Source organism: Caballeronia sp. M23-90 (genome assembly GCF_053574605.1).
The window spans coordinates 1-14,181 of sequence record NZ_JBSIPA010000136.1; the positions used below are offsets into that span (position 1 = coordinate 1).

The 14,181-nt window shown below is 61.1% G+C and carries 14 protein-coding genes; 1 reads left to right on the forward strand and 13 read right to left on the reverse strand.

Annotated elements, in window-relative coordinates; genetic code table 11:
- Window positions 1–68: 68 nt before the first annotated feature.
- The 13 genes from ACRXB1_RS15490 to ACRXB1_RS15550 all read right to left on the reverse strand — a co-directional run bounded on the left by ACRXB1_RS15490 (window position 69) and on the right by ACRXB1_RS15550 (window position 13,234).
- Window positions 69–461, reverse strand: a complete 393-nt coding sequence (locus tag ACRXB1_RS15490; RefSeq protein WP_449492468.1) for a tautomerase family protein — start codon at window positions 459–461, stop codon at window positions 69–71.
- 182 nt (window positions 462–643) lie between these two features.
- A complete protein-coding gene (locus tag ACRXB1_RS15495) occupies window positions 644–1,963 on the reverse strand; it encodes a PQQ-dependent sugar dehydrogenase (protein ID WP_062001692.1) in 1,320 nt (439 codons plus the stop codon).
- The gene (locus ACRXB1_RS15500) at window positions 1,956–2,399 is read right to left on the reverse strand and encodes a DUF2231 domain-containing protein (RefSeq protein ID WP_075357437.1); all 444 of its coding nucleotides are present in this window, start codon (window positions 2,397–2,399) and stop codon (window positions 1,956–1,958) included. Before ACRXB1_RS15500 ends, ACRXB1_RS15495 begins: the two co-directional genes overlap by 8 nt.
- A gap of 402 nt (window positions 2,400–2,801) precedes the next feature.
- On the reverse strand, window positions 2,802–3,428 hold the full coding sequence (locus tag ACRXB1_RS15505; protein WP_075357436.1) for a DAK2 domain-containing protein: 627 nt from the start codon (window positions 3,426–3,428) through the stop codon (window positions 2,802–2,804).
- Window positions 3,429–3,440: 12 nt separating this feature from the next.
- Complete coding sequence (locus tag ACRXB1_RS15510; protein WP_062001689.1) at window positions 3,441–4,451, reverse strand: dihydroxyacetone kinase subunit DhaK; 1,011 nt, start codon at window positions 4,449–4,451, stop codon at window positions 3,441–3,443.
- Between the two features lie 31 nt (window positions 4,452–4,482).
- On the reverse strand, window positions 4,483–5,484 hold the full coding sequence (locus ACRXB1_RS15515; RefSeq protein WP_062001688.1) for an ABC transporter permease: 1,002 nt from the start codon (window positions 5,482–5,484) through the stop codon (window positions 4,483–4,485).
- Window positions 5,481–7,034: a sugar ABC transporter ATP-binding protein gene (locus ACRXB1_RS15520; protein WP_449492469.1), complete on the reverse strand. Its 1,554-nt coding sequence runs from the start codon at window positions 7,032–7,034 to the stop codon at window positions 5,481–5,483. The genes ACRXB1_RS15515 and ACRXB1_RS15520 overlap by 4 nt, the downstream gene beginning before the upstream one ends.
- Window positions 7,035–7,114: 80 nt before the next feature.
- Window positions 7,115–8,227, reverse strand: a complete 1,113-nt coding sequence (locus ACRXB1_RS15525; protein ID WP_449492470.1) for a substrate-binding domain-containing protein — start codon at window positions 8,225–8,227, stop codon at window positions 7,115–7,117.
- A 73-nt stretch (window positions 8,228–8,300) separates the two neighbouring features.
- Window positions 8,301–8,963 (reverse strand): class II aldolase/adducin family protein, encoded by a 663-nt coding sequence (locus ACRXB1_RS15530; protein WP_449492471.1) that lies wholly within the window; start codon window positions 8,961–8,963, stop codon window positions 8,301–8,303.
- The gene (mtnA, locus tag ACRXB1_RS15535) at window positions 8,960–10,039 is read right to left on the reverse strand and encodes an S-methyl-5-thioribose-1-phosphate isomerase (RefSeq protein WP_449492472.1); all 1,080 of its coding nucleotides are present in this window, start codon (window positions 10,037–10,039) and stop codon (window positions 8,960–8,962) included. Before mtnA ends, ACRXB1_RS15530 begins: the two co-directional genes overlap by 4 nt.
- A gap of 15 nt (window positions 10,040–10,054) precedes the next feature.
- Window positions 10,055–11,317 (reverse strand): S-methyl-5-thioribose kinase, encoded by a 1,263-nt coding sequence (gene mtnK / locus ACRXB1_RS15540; protein WP_449492473.1) that lies wholly within the window; start codon window positions 11,315–11,317, stop codon window positions 10,055–10,057.
- A gap of 36 nt (window positions 11,318–11,353) precedes the next feature.
- Complete coding sequence (locus ACRXB1_RS15545; RefSeq protein WP_231941406.1) at window positions 11,354–12,049, reverse strand: GntR family transcriptional regulator; 696 nt, start codon at window positions 12,047–12,049, stop codon at window positions 11,354–11,356.
- Window positions 12,050–12,310: 261 nt separating this feature from the next.
- Window positions 12,311–13,234, reverse strand: a complete 924-nt coding sequence (locus tag ACRXB1_RS15550) for a LysR family transcriptional regulator (RefSeq protein WP_449492474.1) — start codon at window positions 13,232–13,234, stop codon at window positions 12,311–12,313.
- Between the two features lie 109 nt (window positions 13,235–13,343).
- On the opposite strand from ACRXB1_RS15550, the gene ACRXB1_RS15555 reads away from it, so the two are divergent.
- A partial coding sequence (locus ACRXB1_RS15555) for an aldo/keto reductase (protein WP_449492475.1) occupies window positions 13,344–14,181 on the forward strand: 838 nt, incomplete at its 3' end.

Genomic DNA, 14,181 nt, shown 5'->3' on the forward strand with positions numbered 1-14,181 from the left:
ACTGCAGCACCCGCCGAAGCCGCGCCTGCCGAATCAGCGCCGGCAGCGGCTTCCGAGCCGAGCGAGTCTTAATCGGCTGGCGCGTACTGCATTTCACCGTTCCCGAACGACCAGTTCTCGCGCTGGACATCGATCAGACTGATCCACACGTCCTCGATCCGCACCCCCGCTTTTTGATGAACGCCTTCTGCAACCGCTTTGTAGAAGGCTTTCTTTACATCGATCGAGCGTCCTGCATTCCACGTCACCTGAATAAAAACGATACCCGAAGAATAATCGATGCCCAGATATCCCTCCGTGGGATACACGAGCTCGCCCGGCGCGTGGCGCGTGATGATCTGAAACCGGTCGTTCGCCGGAACATTCGCAACGGCGAGCATGGCTTCATAGATGACATCGCTGATGGCTTGGACGCTATCAGCGGAGGCTTCTTTCGAGACGTTGATTCTGACCAAAGGCATATCGGCTCCTTACATGATCAAATGCGTGGCAATGGATGTTGCTCGCTTGGATTATGCGGCAACTCCAAATTTTCGACACAACCGGCCGGCCACGAAAACGGGCGGCAGGCGATCCGCAACAGAGACCGCGCGCCGCCCGCAAGACGTAAGGAACTGCTGTTTTTTCTCTTGCGACGTGACGTTCAACCTCCTGCTTTCGTCACGCGCCAGACGGTGTTGCCGGCATCGTCGGCGATGATGAGCGCGCCGTCCTGACCCTGCGCGAGCCCGACCGGCGCGCCGCGCAGCTCCTTCTCGTCGGCGGTCACAAAGCCCGTCACAACAGGTTTCGGCGTGCCGACCGGTTTGCCGTTTTCAAACGCCACATACGCGACCGCGTAACCGCTCAGCGGCGAACGATCCCAACTGCCATGCTCGCCGATAAAAGCCCCGCCCTTGAACTGTGCCGGAAGGTTGTCGCCGGTATAAAACAACAAGCCGAGCGGCGCAACGTGCGAGCCGATCGCATAATCCGGCGGGATCGCCTTCGCGACCAGATCGGGGCGTTGCGGCTGCACGCGCCGGTCCACATTCTGCCCATAGTAGCTGTACGGCCAGCCATAGAAGGCGCCGTCTTTCACCGAGGTCAAATAGTCCGGAACAAGGTCTGCGCCGATTTCATCGCGTTCATTGGCGACTGCCCAGAGTTGTCCCGTTTTCGGTTCCCATTGCAGCCCGGTCGGATTGCGTATGCCGGCCGCGAAGATGCGGCTGCCGCCAGTGGCGATATCCACTTCAAGGACGTTTGCGCGGCGGTATTCGACGTCGAGTCCGTTCTCGCTGGCATTGCTGTTCGATCCGACGCCGACAAAAAGCTTCTTGCCGTCCGGGCTCGCGAGCAGCGCCTTGGTCCAGTGATGGTTGACCCGGTCCGGAAGGTCGGTCAGTTCGACACCGGTCGTGGTAATGGCCGTATCGCCGGATTTGTACGGGAACTTGAGGATGGCGTCGGTATCGGCCACGTACAGCGTGTCGCCGACCAGTTGCATGCCGAACGGCGAATGCAGATGATCGATGAAGACATGCTTGTCCCATTCGCCGCTGCCATCGGTGCGCTTTCGCAGCAACGTGATGCGGTTGCCACCCTTCGCTTCCTTGCCCGAACGGCTCTGGACCATGCCCGCAATCAACTGCTTCGGCGTGGTTACAGGCTCGGCATCGGGGCTGCTGGATTCCGCTACCAGGATGTCGCCGTTAGGAAGCCCATACACCTGCCGTGGATGTTCAAGCCCGGACGCGATCTTCTCGATCTTCAGGCCGTCCGCGACCTTGGGTGTTTCGTTGTTCTGCCATCCAACATGCTTGGGTACCTGCATGGGCGGCGTGAAAAAACTCTGAGCGCTCGGCAATGGCGGATTGGCGCCGGCCTGATGCGCGGAATCATATTTGGCTTTCTCGTCGCATCCGCTGAACGAAGCCGCGACGGCCACCGCGATCACGCTGGTCAAGATGGATCTATTCACGAGCCGTCTCCTTGAAATCGAACTTGTCGAACGCGAGCACGATTTGAGCAAGGATCAGCAACGCGACTGTAATGACTGAAAGAATGACGCTCAGCGGAACCTGGGCATAAGCATCGCGGCTATGAACGAATGCGTTCACGATTGCCGCGACGATGCCGAGCAGGTTCAGCCAGAAGGCCAGCCTCTCGCGATTTTTGCCTGCGTAGCGGTATCCGAACCAGACGTGGCCGAGATTGATGAAGCGTGGAATGATCGCGAAAATGAGTCCGACGGTTACGAGCCACGCAGCACCTTTAGCCCAGAAAACATTTTCTGTTATCGCGTAGATAATGTCGAAGATCAGGGTGCCGACGAAAAGTCCGTACGGGATGGGATTTAAAAGATCGAAGAGTGATGTCGCCAGTCTTGACCGATATCTCGGGCTGGTTGGAGTCATGGGTAAGTCCTTCACTGAAGGTAAAGATGCGATAAACGATGCACCGGTGACAAAGGTCTAATCCACGGTGCATCGTTTTCCCGGCTCGTACCGCTCGGGCATCGCGTCACGCAACTCAAACCCCGCAGGGCATGCGGTCATCAGAGATGCGGCACGCCCTCATCGAAAGGATTTTGCAAGCGTTGGAGTCCAGAACGATCCGAAGCTTGGGCGCAGGTCATGCAGGCAGCGTTTTCCAGTTGGACGAGCCCCATGCGTCACGCACATCACGTGCCCGAGGCTTTGGCTTTTAATTATTTTGCGTTCGGGGAAGGCAAAATACAGCCTCACGACTGTATCGAGGAATGACAGTCCACTGGCTGTATTTCTGGAGATACTACGCAAGGCAGGCGTGCTGAAGGCTTAACCCTTCACGCCTTCCCGCAACGCTTCGAGAAACCTTAAATACGCGGTAGCGCCCGGATCGGCATGTCCAATGCTGCGTTCCTGCACCCATGCCGCGCGTCCCTTTTGTGATTGCAGCCCCGCTGTCGCCTCCACGCGTTCCTGCGATGTCGCGATCATCGCGGCCAGCAACGCATCGGTATCGCCGTCTGATTTTTCGAGAGTATCGAGACTTGGAACGAGCGCGTCGAGCACGGTCTTGTCACCGACCTGGCTCTTCCCGCGTTCGATGATGCGCCCCGCAACCGCACGCCCGATGGTCAACGCCTCGTTCTTGCCGACCGTGTCCTTCCCCGCCATGGTCTTCGATGCCGCCAGCAATCCGCCGCCTATCAATGCCGCGAACGTGGATGGATTCGCGGTCGAAAATGCCTTCCCCGCGGCGAGCAGCACGTCGGCCACGGTCGCCTCGCCAGGCAACGCGGCAAGCGCCTTCACGACCGCCGCCGATCCCGCTTGCACGGTAATGCCGAGATCGCCGTCGCCGAGTGCGGCATCGAGTTCGCGCAACTCTTCGGCATGGCCCGGCAGCGTGGCGAGCGTGCGCGCGAGCACGTCGCGCAGTTCAGTGGAAGAAATACTCATGACGTCCCCCGTTCAAGCCTGCGACCATTCGCGAAAGAAAGGCGAACGCGCCGGTGCGGCAAGCAGCGCTTCGAGTTCGTCATCGACAAGCATGATCGTGATCGACGCACCCGCCATTTCGAGGCTCGTCACATACTCGCCCACATACGAGCGTGCGATCGTCAAACCCTGCTCGCCGATGATCGCAGCCGATCGCCGATACAACAAATACAGCTCTTCAAGTGGCGTCGCGCCGAGCCCGTTGATGAGCACTGCGACGCGCGATCCTTTGGGCGCATTGAGGTCGGCAAGGATCTCGCCGGTCAGGCGCGTTGCAATCTGATCGGCGGTTTCGAGTGCGCCGCGATGCGTGCCCGGTTCGCCATGAATGCCGATGCCGATCTCCATCTCGCCTTCAGGCAGCGTGAACGTAGGTTTGCCCGCAGCCGGCAGAATGGTCGGCGAGAGGCCCACGCCCATGGTGCGGCACTGGTTGTTCGCCTTCGCCGTGATGCGGGCGACTTCATCGAGTGAATCGCCTCGTTCCGCCGATGCCCCCGCGCACTTGAACGCAAACACCATCCCTGCCACGCCCCGGCGTTCAGCACTGCGCGCGCTCGGTGCCGACGCCACGTCGTCAGTGAGCAGCACCGTCTTGATATCGATGCCTTCCGGTTCCGCCAGATCCGCAGCGAGGTCGAAGTTGAAGACATCGCCGCCATAATTGCCGTACACGTACAGCACGCCGGCGCCGCCATCGACGGCTTTCGTGGCTTCGAAAATCTGTTCCGACGACGGCGATGAAAACACGTTGCCCACCGCCACGCCGCTGCACAAACCCTCGCCCACGTAGCCCAAGAAGCCCGGCATATGCCCGGAACCGCCGCCGGTCACGATGCCCACGCGACCCTGCTTCGGTGCATCGGCGCGCACGAGCGCACGGTTGTCAGCGGTCGCGGATTTGATCCAGCCCGGATGCGCGAGCAACAGCGCATCGATGACTTCATCCACGAACTGATCCGGCTGGTTGATGATCTTTTTCACGTGATGCTCCTTGAAAGGAAACTGCGATGGCTCACACCTTGCGGCGCTGGCTGAGCGCGTCGAGCATGACGGCGGCGAAGATGACGCCGCCCTGAATGAATTGCGTCCAGAATGGATTGACGCCGAGCAGCGACAGGCCCACGTTGATCACGCCGATCAGCACCACGCCAATGAACGTGCCGATGATCGAACCGCGCCCGCCGGCAAGCGACGTACCGCCGATCACAACGCCTGCGATGACCTGAAGCTCGAGTCCGTTTGCCGCAGAGGGCAGCGCCGAATTCAGCCGTCCCGCGAGCACGATGCCTGCAATCGCCGCCGTCACACCGGCAAGCGTGTACGTCAGGAAGATCACGCGCCGCACGGGAATACCGGCGAGCCGTGCGGCTTCCTTGTTGCCGCCGACCGCAAAGACCTGATGCCCGAAGGTCGTCTTGCGCAACAGCACATGCCCGACAATAAAAACGACCAGCATGACGATCATCGGCGCGGGAAGCCCGGCAACCGTCTTTGCCCCGAACGCGGTGAACGCGTTCGGGAAGTCGAACTTGGTGCGGCCATCTGAAATGGCGAGCGTGAGGCCGCGCGCCATCGCCATCATGGCCAGCGTGACAATGAACGGCACCAGCCTGAACCACGCGACCGAGAGTCCGTTCAACGCGCCCACGCACGCGCCCACGGCAAGCGCCACCGCAAGTCCGCCGATACCCAGCCCGATGTTCCCCGGCACCGATCCCGCCATCACCGTTGCCGCGACCATCCCGCTCAGCGCGACCAGCGAGCCGACCGACAGGTCGATCCCGGACGTGATGATGACGAACGTGCCGCCGACCGCTGCGATGCCCACCACGGAGACCTGCACCATGATGTTGGTGAGCGTGCTCGTCGTGAGAAATTCGGGCGATGCGATCGACAGCACCACGCATATGAGAATGAGCGCCGCGAACAAAGGTCCGATACCGCTGCGTAACTGCCGGATGAAACGGCGCGATAGCGCCTCCTGATCCGCCTGCTTTGCTGCTGTCGACGTCATGCGCCTACTCCTGTCGTAGCCCATTGAATCACCGTCTCGGAGTTCGCCTTGTCGCGTGCGATCTCCGTGACGATGCTGCCTCTGTACATCACCAGCACGCGGTCGGACATGCCGAGCAACTCCGGCAATTCCGAGCTGACCATGATGACGGCCGCACCGGCGCGCGCCATCGATACCATGTGCGCATAGATCTCGGTCTTCGCGCCTACGTCGATACCGCGCGTGGGTTCATCGAGCATGATGACGGCCGGTTGAGTCGCCGTGGCACGTCCCAGGATGACCTTCTGCTGATTGCCGCCCGAGAGATTGCCCGTGATCTGCATGACCGATGGCGAACGCACCGCGAAGCGCGTGCTCGCTTCCTGCGCGAGCCTGCGTTTTCTTGCGTTGCTGGTGAAGCCGCCGGTTGCAAGCGCCTTCAGGCTCGAAAGCGCGACGTTCTCCTCGATGCTCGCCTCGAGCACGAGACCTTCGAGCTTGCGGTCTTCGGCGGTATAGACGAGTCCGTGCCGGATGCCATCGGTTGGCGACTTGATGCTGACCTTCTTGCCGCGTATCAGGAGTTCGCCCTTCGTCACGGGCAGCGCGCCGAAGATCGCTTTCAACAACTCCGTGCGCCCCGCACCCGCAATCCCCGCGATACCCACGATCTCACCCGCCCTCACGCTGAGGCTCGCATGCCGCACGATTGGCGGGCTCGCCAGATCGCGCACTTCGAGCACGACGGGCCCGTAGTCGCGCGGCTCCCACGGATAGAACGAATCGAGATTGCGCGCGACCATGGCCTGCACGAGCTCCTGCTCGGTCCACTGGTTCATCGGCCGCGAACTGACAGTTGCGCCATCGCGCATCACCACGGCCGAGTCCGCCAGCTCGAATACCTCTTCCAGATGATGCGAGATGAAGATGATCCCCATCCCTGCCGCGCGAAGCCGCCGCACCACGGCGTACAGATTGGCGATGTCGCCACGCTGCAGCGCCGCCGTAGGTTCATCCATGACGAGGATGCGGGCGTCACGTGCCACCGCCTTTGCGACTTCCACGAGCTGCCGCTTGTTCAACGGCAGATCGCCGAGACGCATGGACGGCGAGACGTTATCCAGTCCGACTTGCGCAAGCGCCTGGCGCGCGTGTTCGTTGGCTTCGCGCCGCATCACGAAACCGCCGCGCGACGGCATGCGCCCGAGGAACAGATTCTCCGCGACGGTCATGTCGTTGATCAGCGACAGCTCCTGGTAAATCACGGCGACGCCGGCGTCGATCGCCGCATTGGTTCCGCGTGCAAGCGGCACGCCGTTGATCTCGATGCGGCCTTCGTCCGGCTCATACGCACCCGACAAGGTCTTGATCAGCGACGACTTGCCTGCGCCGTTCTCACCGACGATCGCCATCACGTGACCCGCCTGCAACGACAGGCTGACGCCCCGCAACGCCTTCACGCCAGGGAAACTCTTGACGATGCCCTCCATGCGCAGCAGCGGCACGTTGCCGCTCTCCGGCGCCTCTTGCACGCCGCCGGAAAGATCGGGCGAACTCGTTTCGGCACTCATGATCGGATCTCTCTTGCGAGGCATGCGCTCCGCGCCATCGGACACTTGCGGACACGCATGCGCTTGGTCGATTACGGCGATTACTGGCTGACCTGCAGCGACCAGAGACCGTATTTCTTGGTGGTATCGGAGTCGATATTCGACTTGTCGATCAACAAGGTCGGCCATGCATAGTTCGCCGGCACGTCCTTCTTCGCCGTGTAGTCCTTGATGAAACTCAGCGCCTTCGCCGCCATTTCGATTGGGTTCTGCGAAATGGTTGCGTCCTGCTTGCCGGCACGAATCGCGGACAATGCCTGCGCCGTGCCGTCGGCGCCGATCACCATGATGTGCTCCTTGTCGCCGAGCGGCTTGTAGCGGTTGGCGTTGTCGATAGCTTTTTCCGCACCCACGGTGTTGTCGTCGTTCGCACCGAAAACTGCATCGATTTGCGGGTACTTTTGCAGGATGTTCGTCATCGCGTTGAGTGACTTTTCCTGGTCGAACGCGCCTTCCTGGCGGGCCACGACCTTGATGTCCGGATACTTCGCGATTTCATCGGAGAAGCCTTTCTCGCGGTCGGTGGCAGCCGTCGTCCCGACCAACCCGATCAGGTCGACCACGTTGCCCTTGGGCGAGCCATAACGCGTCTTCAACTGATCCGCGATCCACTTTGCCGCCGTCGTGCCGAGCGCCACGTTGTCCGACGCCACGAACGACGTCACCTTGCCGCCATCGGAGCCGCGATCCAGCGTGAACACGGGAATGCCCATGCTGTTGGCCTTTTCGACCGCCGGAATGATCGCCTTCGAGTCGATAGGATTGAGCACCAGCGCAGTCACGCCCTGGCTCAGCAGGTTGATCGCGTCATTGACCTGCTGCTGTGCGTCGCCGTTTGCGTTCGTCTGGACCAGATCGAAGCCTTGTTCCTTCGAACCCTTTTCCACCCCGAGTTTCAAGCCGACGAAGAATGCGTTGTTCAGCGTAGACACCGAGAAACCGATCTTCGTCTTCCCGCCCGATGCCGCCGTGGCCGCGGGTGCGGCGCTTGCGACTGCAGCGGGACTTGCGCCTGCGTCGCTTGCGGCGGTGGTCGTTGAAGGCGATTCGCTTTTCGAACAGCCGGAGAGCGCGGCTGCCGCGCATAAGACCGCTGTTCCCGTACGTGCACCCAGCTTGCTCCATGCGTCAAATCTTCCTGAATTCCAGGCCATGACTGTCTCCATTTTTCAAGTTATAAAGGCGGTTCTGTTGCGCGCTGCGGGTACGACATTTGAAGAAACTTATTCAGGCATCCTTGGTTCTTCGTGGTCCGTAGTTCCTGAACTTGTCCACGACTTCGTTCATCTGTTCATCGGATAAGACGGGCGGCGTTCCCAATTGGCACGCCAGCAGATATTGCTTCGCCAGTACCTCGACTTCGTGTGCGAGCCATAACGCACGCGCGAGATCCTGGCCCAGTGCAATCACGCCGTGATGCGCCAGCAGACACGCTGTGCGGTCCTTCAGCGCCTGCATCGCGTAATCGGACAACTCCTTGCTGCCGAAGGTTGCGTACGGCGCGCATCGGATGGAATTGCCGCCCGCGGCCGCCACCATGTAGTGGTGCGCGGGGATGCCGTGTGAGTGAATGGCGAGCGCCGTGGCCGCGCTGGAATGCGTGTGAACCACTGCGCCGATCTCCGGCCTCGCCTGCAAGATGTCGCGGTGAATGCGCCATTCCGACGATGGCCGCAACTGCGCAAACAGCGACGAGGAAGCATCTATATTCATCGGCAGGAACGCGATCGAGGCCGGGTCCAGTTGTGCCGACGGGATCCCGCTTGGCGTGATCAGGAAACCATCGCTGAACCGTGCGCTCACGTTGCCCGACGTGCCCTGATTGATGCCGAGACGTTCCATCTCGCGCGCTGTCTCCACTATTTCCGAACGCAGCGCGGCCTCGGTCATGCTGCGTCTCCTTCCATGGCGAACAACGCTGCCAGGTTAATATCGAACGGTTTTTGCACGATGCCCCGCTCCGTGATGAAACCCGTGACGAGATGGTTCGGCGTGACATCGAAAGCGGGGTTGCGGACCTTCATGTTGGCCGGCGCAACACGTTCGCCGTACAGATGCGTGATTTCGTCGTCGTGACGCTCTTCGATCACGATGTCACGCCCCGTCGCCGTGCGAAGGTCGAGCGTTGACGACGGACAGGCCACGTAGAACGGAATGTTGAAGTGCCGCGCGACGATCGCAAGCCCGAGTGTGCCGATCTTGTTCGCGAAGTCGCCGTTGGCCGCAACCCGGTCTGTACCGACGATCACCACGTCGACCAGTTCCTGCGCCATGATCGACGCCGCCATGCTGTCGGTGATCAGCGTGACATCGACGCCCGCCTGCTGCAACTCGTAGGCGGTCAGGCGCGCGCCCTGCAAAAGCGGACGGGTTTCATCGGCGTAAACGCGGAATGTCTGCCCCTCGCCATGTGCCTTGTAGATGGGCGCGGTTGCGGTGCCAAGACCGGTGGTCGCGAGCGCGCCCGCATTGCAATGCGTCAGCACTCCGCAGCCAGGCGTGATCAGCGGCAGGCCATGCTCGCCGATACCATCACACAGCGCCTGATCTTCCGCGTGGATCGCAACGGCCTCTGCGATCAATGCGTTCAGAAGCGCGGCGGAATCATTGGCATCGCACGCCTGCGCCGCCTGCAACATCCGCTTAAGGCTCCAGCTCAGGTTGACCGCGGTGGGACGCGCGCTGTCTATATAAGCCGCCTGCTGCGCAAGCGCCGCGCGGAATTCATGTACCGGCAGATGAAGGGATGCGCGCATCGCGACGCATAAACCGTAGGCTGCGGCTACGCCTATTGCCGGTGCACCGCGAACCCGCAGTTCATGGATTGCACGCCAGACCTGTTCGGCCGTCGTCACGTTTTCGATGATCGTTTCGCGAGGCAAACGGGTCTGGTCGAGGATCGACAAGCTGCCGTTTTCCCACGTGATGGTCGCTGGAAGGCTCGAAAACAGCGGCGCCGATTTCATGCGTGCTCCGGTTGGTTATTGATTGTTGGTGGACTGAAGCGCCCGCGCCAGACGAACGACCTGTTCGATATCGGTCAGGGATTGCCTTTCGACCAGCAGCGTCTCGGCGCATTGCAGACAACGCACTTCGATCGCCGCGCGTGCCGTGTCGTCCGGAATGTGCGCGATCTCCGCAACCTTCGCCATGCCCACGATCCGGCGGATCATCTTGCAGCCAGCAAAGCCGAGGGTGTCGGCGAGAAGCCGTTGCATGAAGCGCGCCTTGAAGGCATCGGCGCAGGCGCGGTCCGGATCGTCACCAATGAACGAAGTCTTGCTGCGGCCTTCGTGTTCCCGCCATAGCTTGTGGAACTTGGCGGCGAACGCCGACCAGATCGTGCTGACCTGTTCCAGCAGCCACGCCTGATAGGCTTCCGGCCGCCCGTCGTGAAGCCGGCCGTGCCAGTCGCGCGAGAAATAGGCCAGCAGAAGATTGGCGAGCACCGCGCCAATGTCGAACGCCATGGGACCGTAGAACGAGAACTCGGGGTCGATCACATAGGTCTCGTCCGCGTTGACCATGATGGAACCCGTATGCAGGTCGCCATGCAGCAAGGTCTCGGCGTGGTTCATGAACGCCCATTTCATTTCGGCCGCGGCCACGCGCAATGCGGGCGTCTGCCTGAGGCGTTCCAGCGCCGCCCTTGGCAATTTAGCGCTATATACGTTCGATGGATGGTCTTCGAACGGATACGTGAAAACCAGGTCCTCGGTGATCCCGCACAACTCGCTGTTCACGGCCGCGCTCATAGCCTGTTTCTTGATGTCGGCGTTAAGAAAAAGATCCGAGCCGAAGAAGAGCGTGTTCGCAAGATACGTGGACAAGTGATCCGCAAGCCTCGGATACACGACGCCATCCGTCAGCCCTTGCCGCAGGATCCGGTGAGTGGCAAGCCGCTGCATCACCATCAGGAAAAGCTGGCTGTCCGCGTGATAGACCTTGGGCACATGCTGCGGACAAAGCGATCCAAAGCGCCTGAGCGCGGCGACTTCACGCTCCATGCGCTCGCGTCCAAGCGGCCATGTCTTGCCGACCAGCCGCAGAAACGGCGGTGCCTGCTTCACCACCACGCTTTTTTCAGCAGCCCCTGCGTTGCTCGCGAAGTAGACGTAGTTGAGATTGCCGTCGCCCACTTCCGCAATATCCAGTTCCGCCGGCTCGCCCAGCAACGCGTGCACAGCAGGAATGCCCCGCAGGTAAGCCGTCAGTTCCGAAGCATTCAACGCCTCGAATTCCATGATGTCTCCTCCGTGTCCCCCGGTTCTGCCCGCGTCTCAATGACGTTTGCGAACCAGGTCGAACTTGAAGATGCTCGTGTTGTAGTAGTCGTTGCTATAACAAAGCGGATCGCCGCTCTGATCGAAATCGACCTCATCCAGAAGCAGGAACAGGCCGAAGCCATCGCCCAGTTCAGGCAGGTCGCGCGGCGTCAGGATGGTCGGCTGGACGGACGTATGCGTGTGCGACAGCCTGCGGCCGGTCCTGCCGAGCATGGCGAAGAGCGATTCGCCGAGATCGTTGCCGACGGAATCGAACACCTCTTTCGAGACAATATCGATGCAATACGCCGCAATCGCATCGTTCGCCCGCCGGACCCGTTCTATGCGCACGCACGGATGGCCCACATCCAACGCCAGCTTTTCCGCCAGGCTTTCCGATGCCTCGATATTCTCGATCTGCAGCCTGCTTGTTGAGGGCACTGCGCCGACGCTCTTGATCATGTCGGTCACGGACATCAGATCATCCAGACCGCCCTTAAGCTTCAGCGAAATTTGTCTGATGAAGGTCCCGCGCCCCTGGACCCGCGACAGCAATCCATGCGAGATCATTTGCGCCACGGCTTCGCGCAAACTCGACCGCCCCACGCCCAGCAACTCGCACAACTCGATCTCGGTCGGGATCTGATCCCCTGGTTTAAGGCCTTTTTCGCGAATCATGGCCAGCAGCGATTCCTGGATCTTGTCGCTCATCGATTGTTCGACGCTCAAGCGCATGGGAGCCTTTCTCTCAAACTTTTTTGCAATATACATCAGACGTCTGATGTTTTTTCTGGGATTTACCCTGATTTCACAGGGTCGAAGGCATCCCACTCGCGAGGAGGAAAACGCGATTCATGTGGCGCAACATGCGCGGTCGAAGCGAGAGCGGATGCGGTTACGAGACTGGCTGACCTACGGTCAGCAGGCTTGATCTTGTGCGATGCAATGTGCCTGTCTCCCGTCCGGAAACGGTCAGAAATCTGGAGCGGCCAGCGAACCTTCGGCCTTCACGAAGTCGATAAACGCCCGCAGCGGCGCCGGCAAGTGCCTGCGCCCCGGATAATAAAGAAACGGTCCAGAAAATTGTGGCCACCAAGGCTGCAAGATCGGCTCCAGCGCGCCGCTATCCAGATACGGCTGAAGCATCCCCTCGAAAAGATGGACCACTCCCACACCGGCTACAGCGGTGCTGATGGCGAGTTCGACCGCGGCGCTTGGCCTGACCAGAAGCGGGCCTGACGGGTCCAGCCGCACCACCTCACCGTCGCGTTCGAAGAACCACATTGGCATGGCGCCGCCCGCGAGCTGCTCGAGCACGCGTGTCTGCGCGGCCAGTTCGCGGGGATGCGTGGGCCTGCCGTGCGTGTCAAGATATTCCGGCGCTGCCGCGGTCGCGAAACGCTGCACGCGCGGCCCGATCGGGATGGCGATCATGTCCTGTTCCAGACGTTCGTCGTAGCGGATGCCGGCGTCGCAACCAATCGCCAGCACATCGACGAAACCATCCTCGACCACGACTTCCACCCGAATGTCCGGATAAGCCTTCAAAAACCGCGCGATGAGCGTCGGCAACACGATCCGCGCGGCGCTCGACGGCACGTTCAGCTTGAGCGTGCCCGTGGGTTTATCGCGAAAACCGTTCAGAACGTCCAGCGCCGCTTCCATTTCACTGAAGAGCGGCGACAGCTTTTCGATGAGACGCTCGCCCGCCTCGGTCGGCGCCACGCTGCGCGTGGTCCGGTTCAGCAAACGGACCCCGAGACGCGCTTCAAGACGCCGGATCGCCTCGCTCAATGCCGATGCGGACACGCCGCGCACACGCGCCGCCGCGCGGAAGCTGCGTACTTGAGTGACGGCCATGAAGGCGGTGAGATCGGAGAGATCGGGATCGTCCATTGTGCGTTTTTCCGTACAGCCCGTGCTGTAACGGCCGGATTGTCGCACGCTTGGGCGGCTCGCATACTCCTGTCATCGCATCCGCACCGGCACGAACAGGAGAAAGAGCATGGAACAGCGTCAACTCGGAAAAACAGGACCGCAAGTGTCCGCCCTCGGACTCGGCTGCATGGGCATGTCCGGCATGTATGGGCCGTCGGAGCGCGGCGAAAGCATCGCCACGATCCACGCGGCGCTCGACGCGGGCATCAACCTCATCGATACCGGCGATTTCTATGGCAGCGGCCATAACGAAGCGCTGATCGGCGAAGCGTTAAAGGGTACGAAACGCGACGCCGCCGTCGTCAGCGTCAAGTTCGGCGCGTTGCGCGACCCGGCGGGAGGCTGGGCAGGTTACGACGCACGGCCTGCAGCCATCAAGAATTTCCTTGCGTATTCGCTGCAGCGACTGGGGCTTGATTACATCGATATCTATCGTCCTGCGCGGCTCGACCCCAACGTGCCTATCGAGGAAAGCATCGGCGGGATTGCGGATCTGGTGAAGGCGGGGTATGTGCGGCACATCGGGCTGTCGGAAGTCGGCTCGGACACCATCCGCCGCGCCACAGCCGTGCATCCGATCGCCGATTTGCAGATCGAGTATTCGCTGCTTTCGCGCGGTATCGAAGACAATATTCTCGATACTTGCCGCACGCTTGGCGTCGGCGTGACGGCGTATGGCGTGTTGTCACGCGGGCTGATCAGCGGGCACTGGATGCCCGCGCAGAATCTGGCGGGCAGCGATTTCCGCGCGCATAGTCCGCGCTTCCAGGGTGAAAACGCCGAGCGCAATCTGAAGCTCGTCGATGCCCTGCGGCGAATCGCGCAAGCGAAGGGCGTGTCCGTGGCGCAGATCGCGATTGCATGGGTCGCGGCGCAGGGCAAGGACATCATGCCGCTGATCGGCA

What these genes read in the sequence shown, in the direction of transcription:
- mtnA (WP_449492472.1), bottom strand. Translation starts at nt 10,039, where the DNA reads ATGAAATCGGCGCCGCTGTTTTCGAGCCTTCCAGCGACCATCACGTGG.
- ACRXB1_RS15490 (WP_449492468.1), bottom strand. Translation starts at nt 461, where the DNA reads ATGCCTTTGGTCAGAATCAACGTCTCGAAAGAAGCCTCCGCTGATAGC.
- ACRXB1_RS15545 (WP_231941406.1), bottom strand. Translation starts at nt 12,049, where the DNA reads ATGAGCGACAAGATCCAGGAATCGCTGCTGGCCATGATTCGCGAAAAA.
- ACRXB1_RS15530 (WP_449492471.1), bottom strand. Translation starts at nt 8,963, where the DNA reads ATGACCGAGGCCGCGCTGCGTTCGGAAATAGTGGAGACAGCGCGCGAG.
- ACRXB1_RS15505 (WP_075357436.1), bottom strand. Translation starts at nt 3,428, where the DNA reads ATGAGTATTTCTTCCACTGAACTGCGCGACGTGCTCGCGCGCACGCTC.
- ACRXB1_RS15525 (WP_449492470.1), bottom strand. Translation starts at nt 8,227, where the DNA reads ATGGCCTGGAATTCAGGAAGATTTGACGCATGGAGCAAGCTGGGTGCA.
- ACRXB1_RS15500 (WP_075357437.1), bottom strand. Translation starts at nt 2,399, where the DNA reads ATGACTCCAACCAGCCCGAGATATCGGTCAAGACTGGCGACATCACTC.
- mtnK (WP_449492473.1), bottom strand. Translation starts at nt 11,317, where the DNA reads ATGGAATTCGAGGCGTTGAATGCTTCGGAACTGACGGCTTACCTGCGG.
- ACRXB1_RS15515 (WP_062001688.1), bottom strand. Translation starts at nt 5,484, where the DNA reads ATGACGTCGACAGCAGCAAAGCAGGCGGATCAGGAGGCGCTATCGCGC.
- ACRXB1_RS15520 (WP_449492469.1), bottom strand. Translation starts at nt 7,034, where the DNA reads ATGAGTGCCGAAACGAGTTCGCCCGATCTTTCCGGCGGCGTGCAAGAG.
- ACRXB1_RS15550 (WP_449492474.1), bottom strand. Translation starts at nt 13,234, where the DNA reads ATGGACGATCCCGATCTCTCCGATCTCACCGCCTTCATGGCCGTCACT.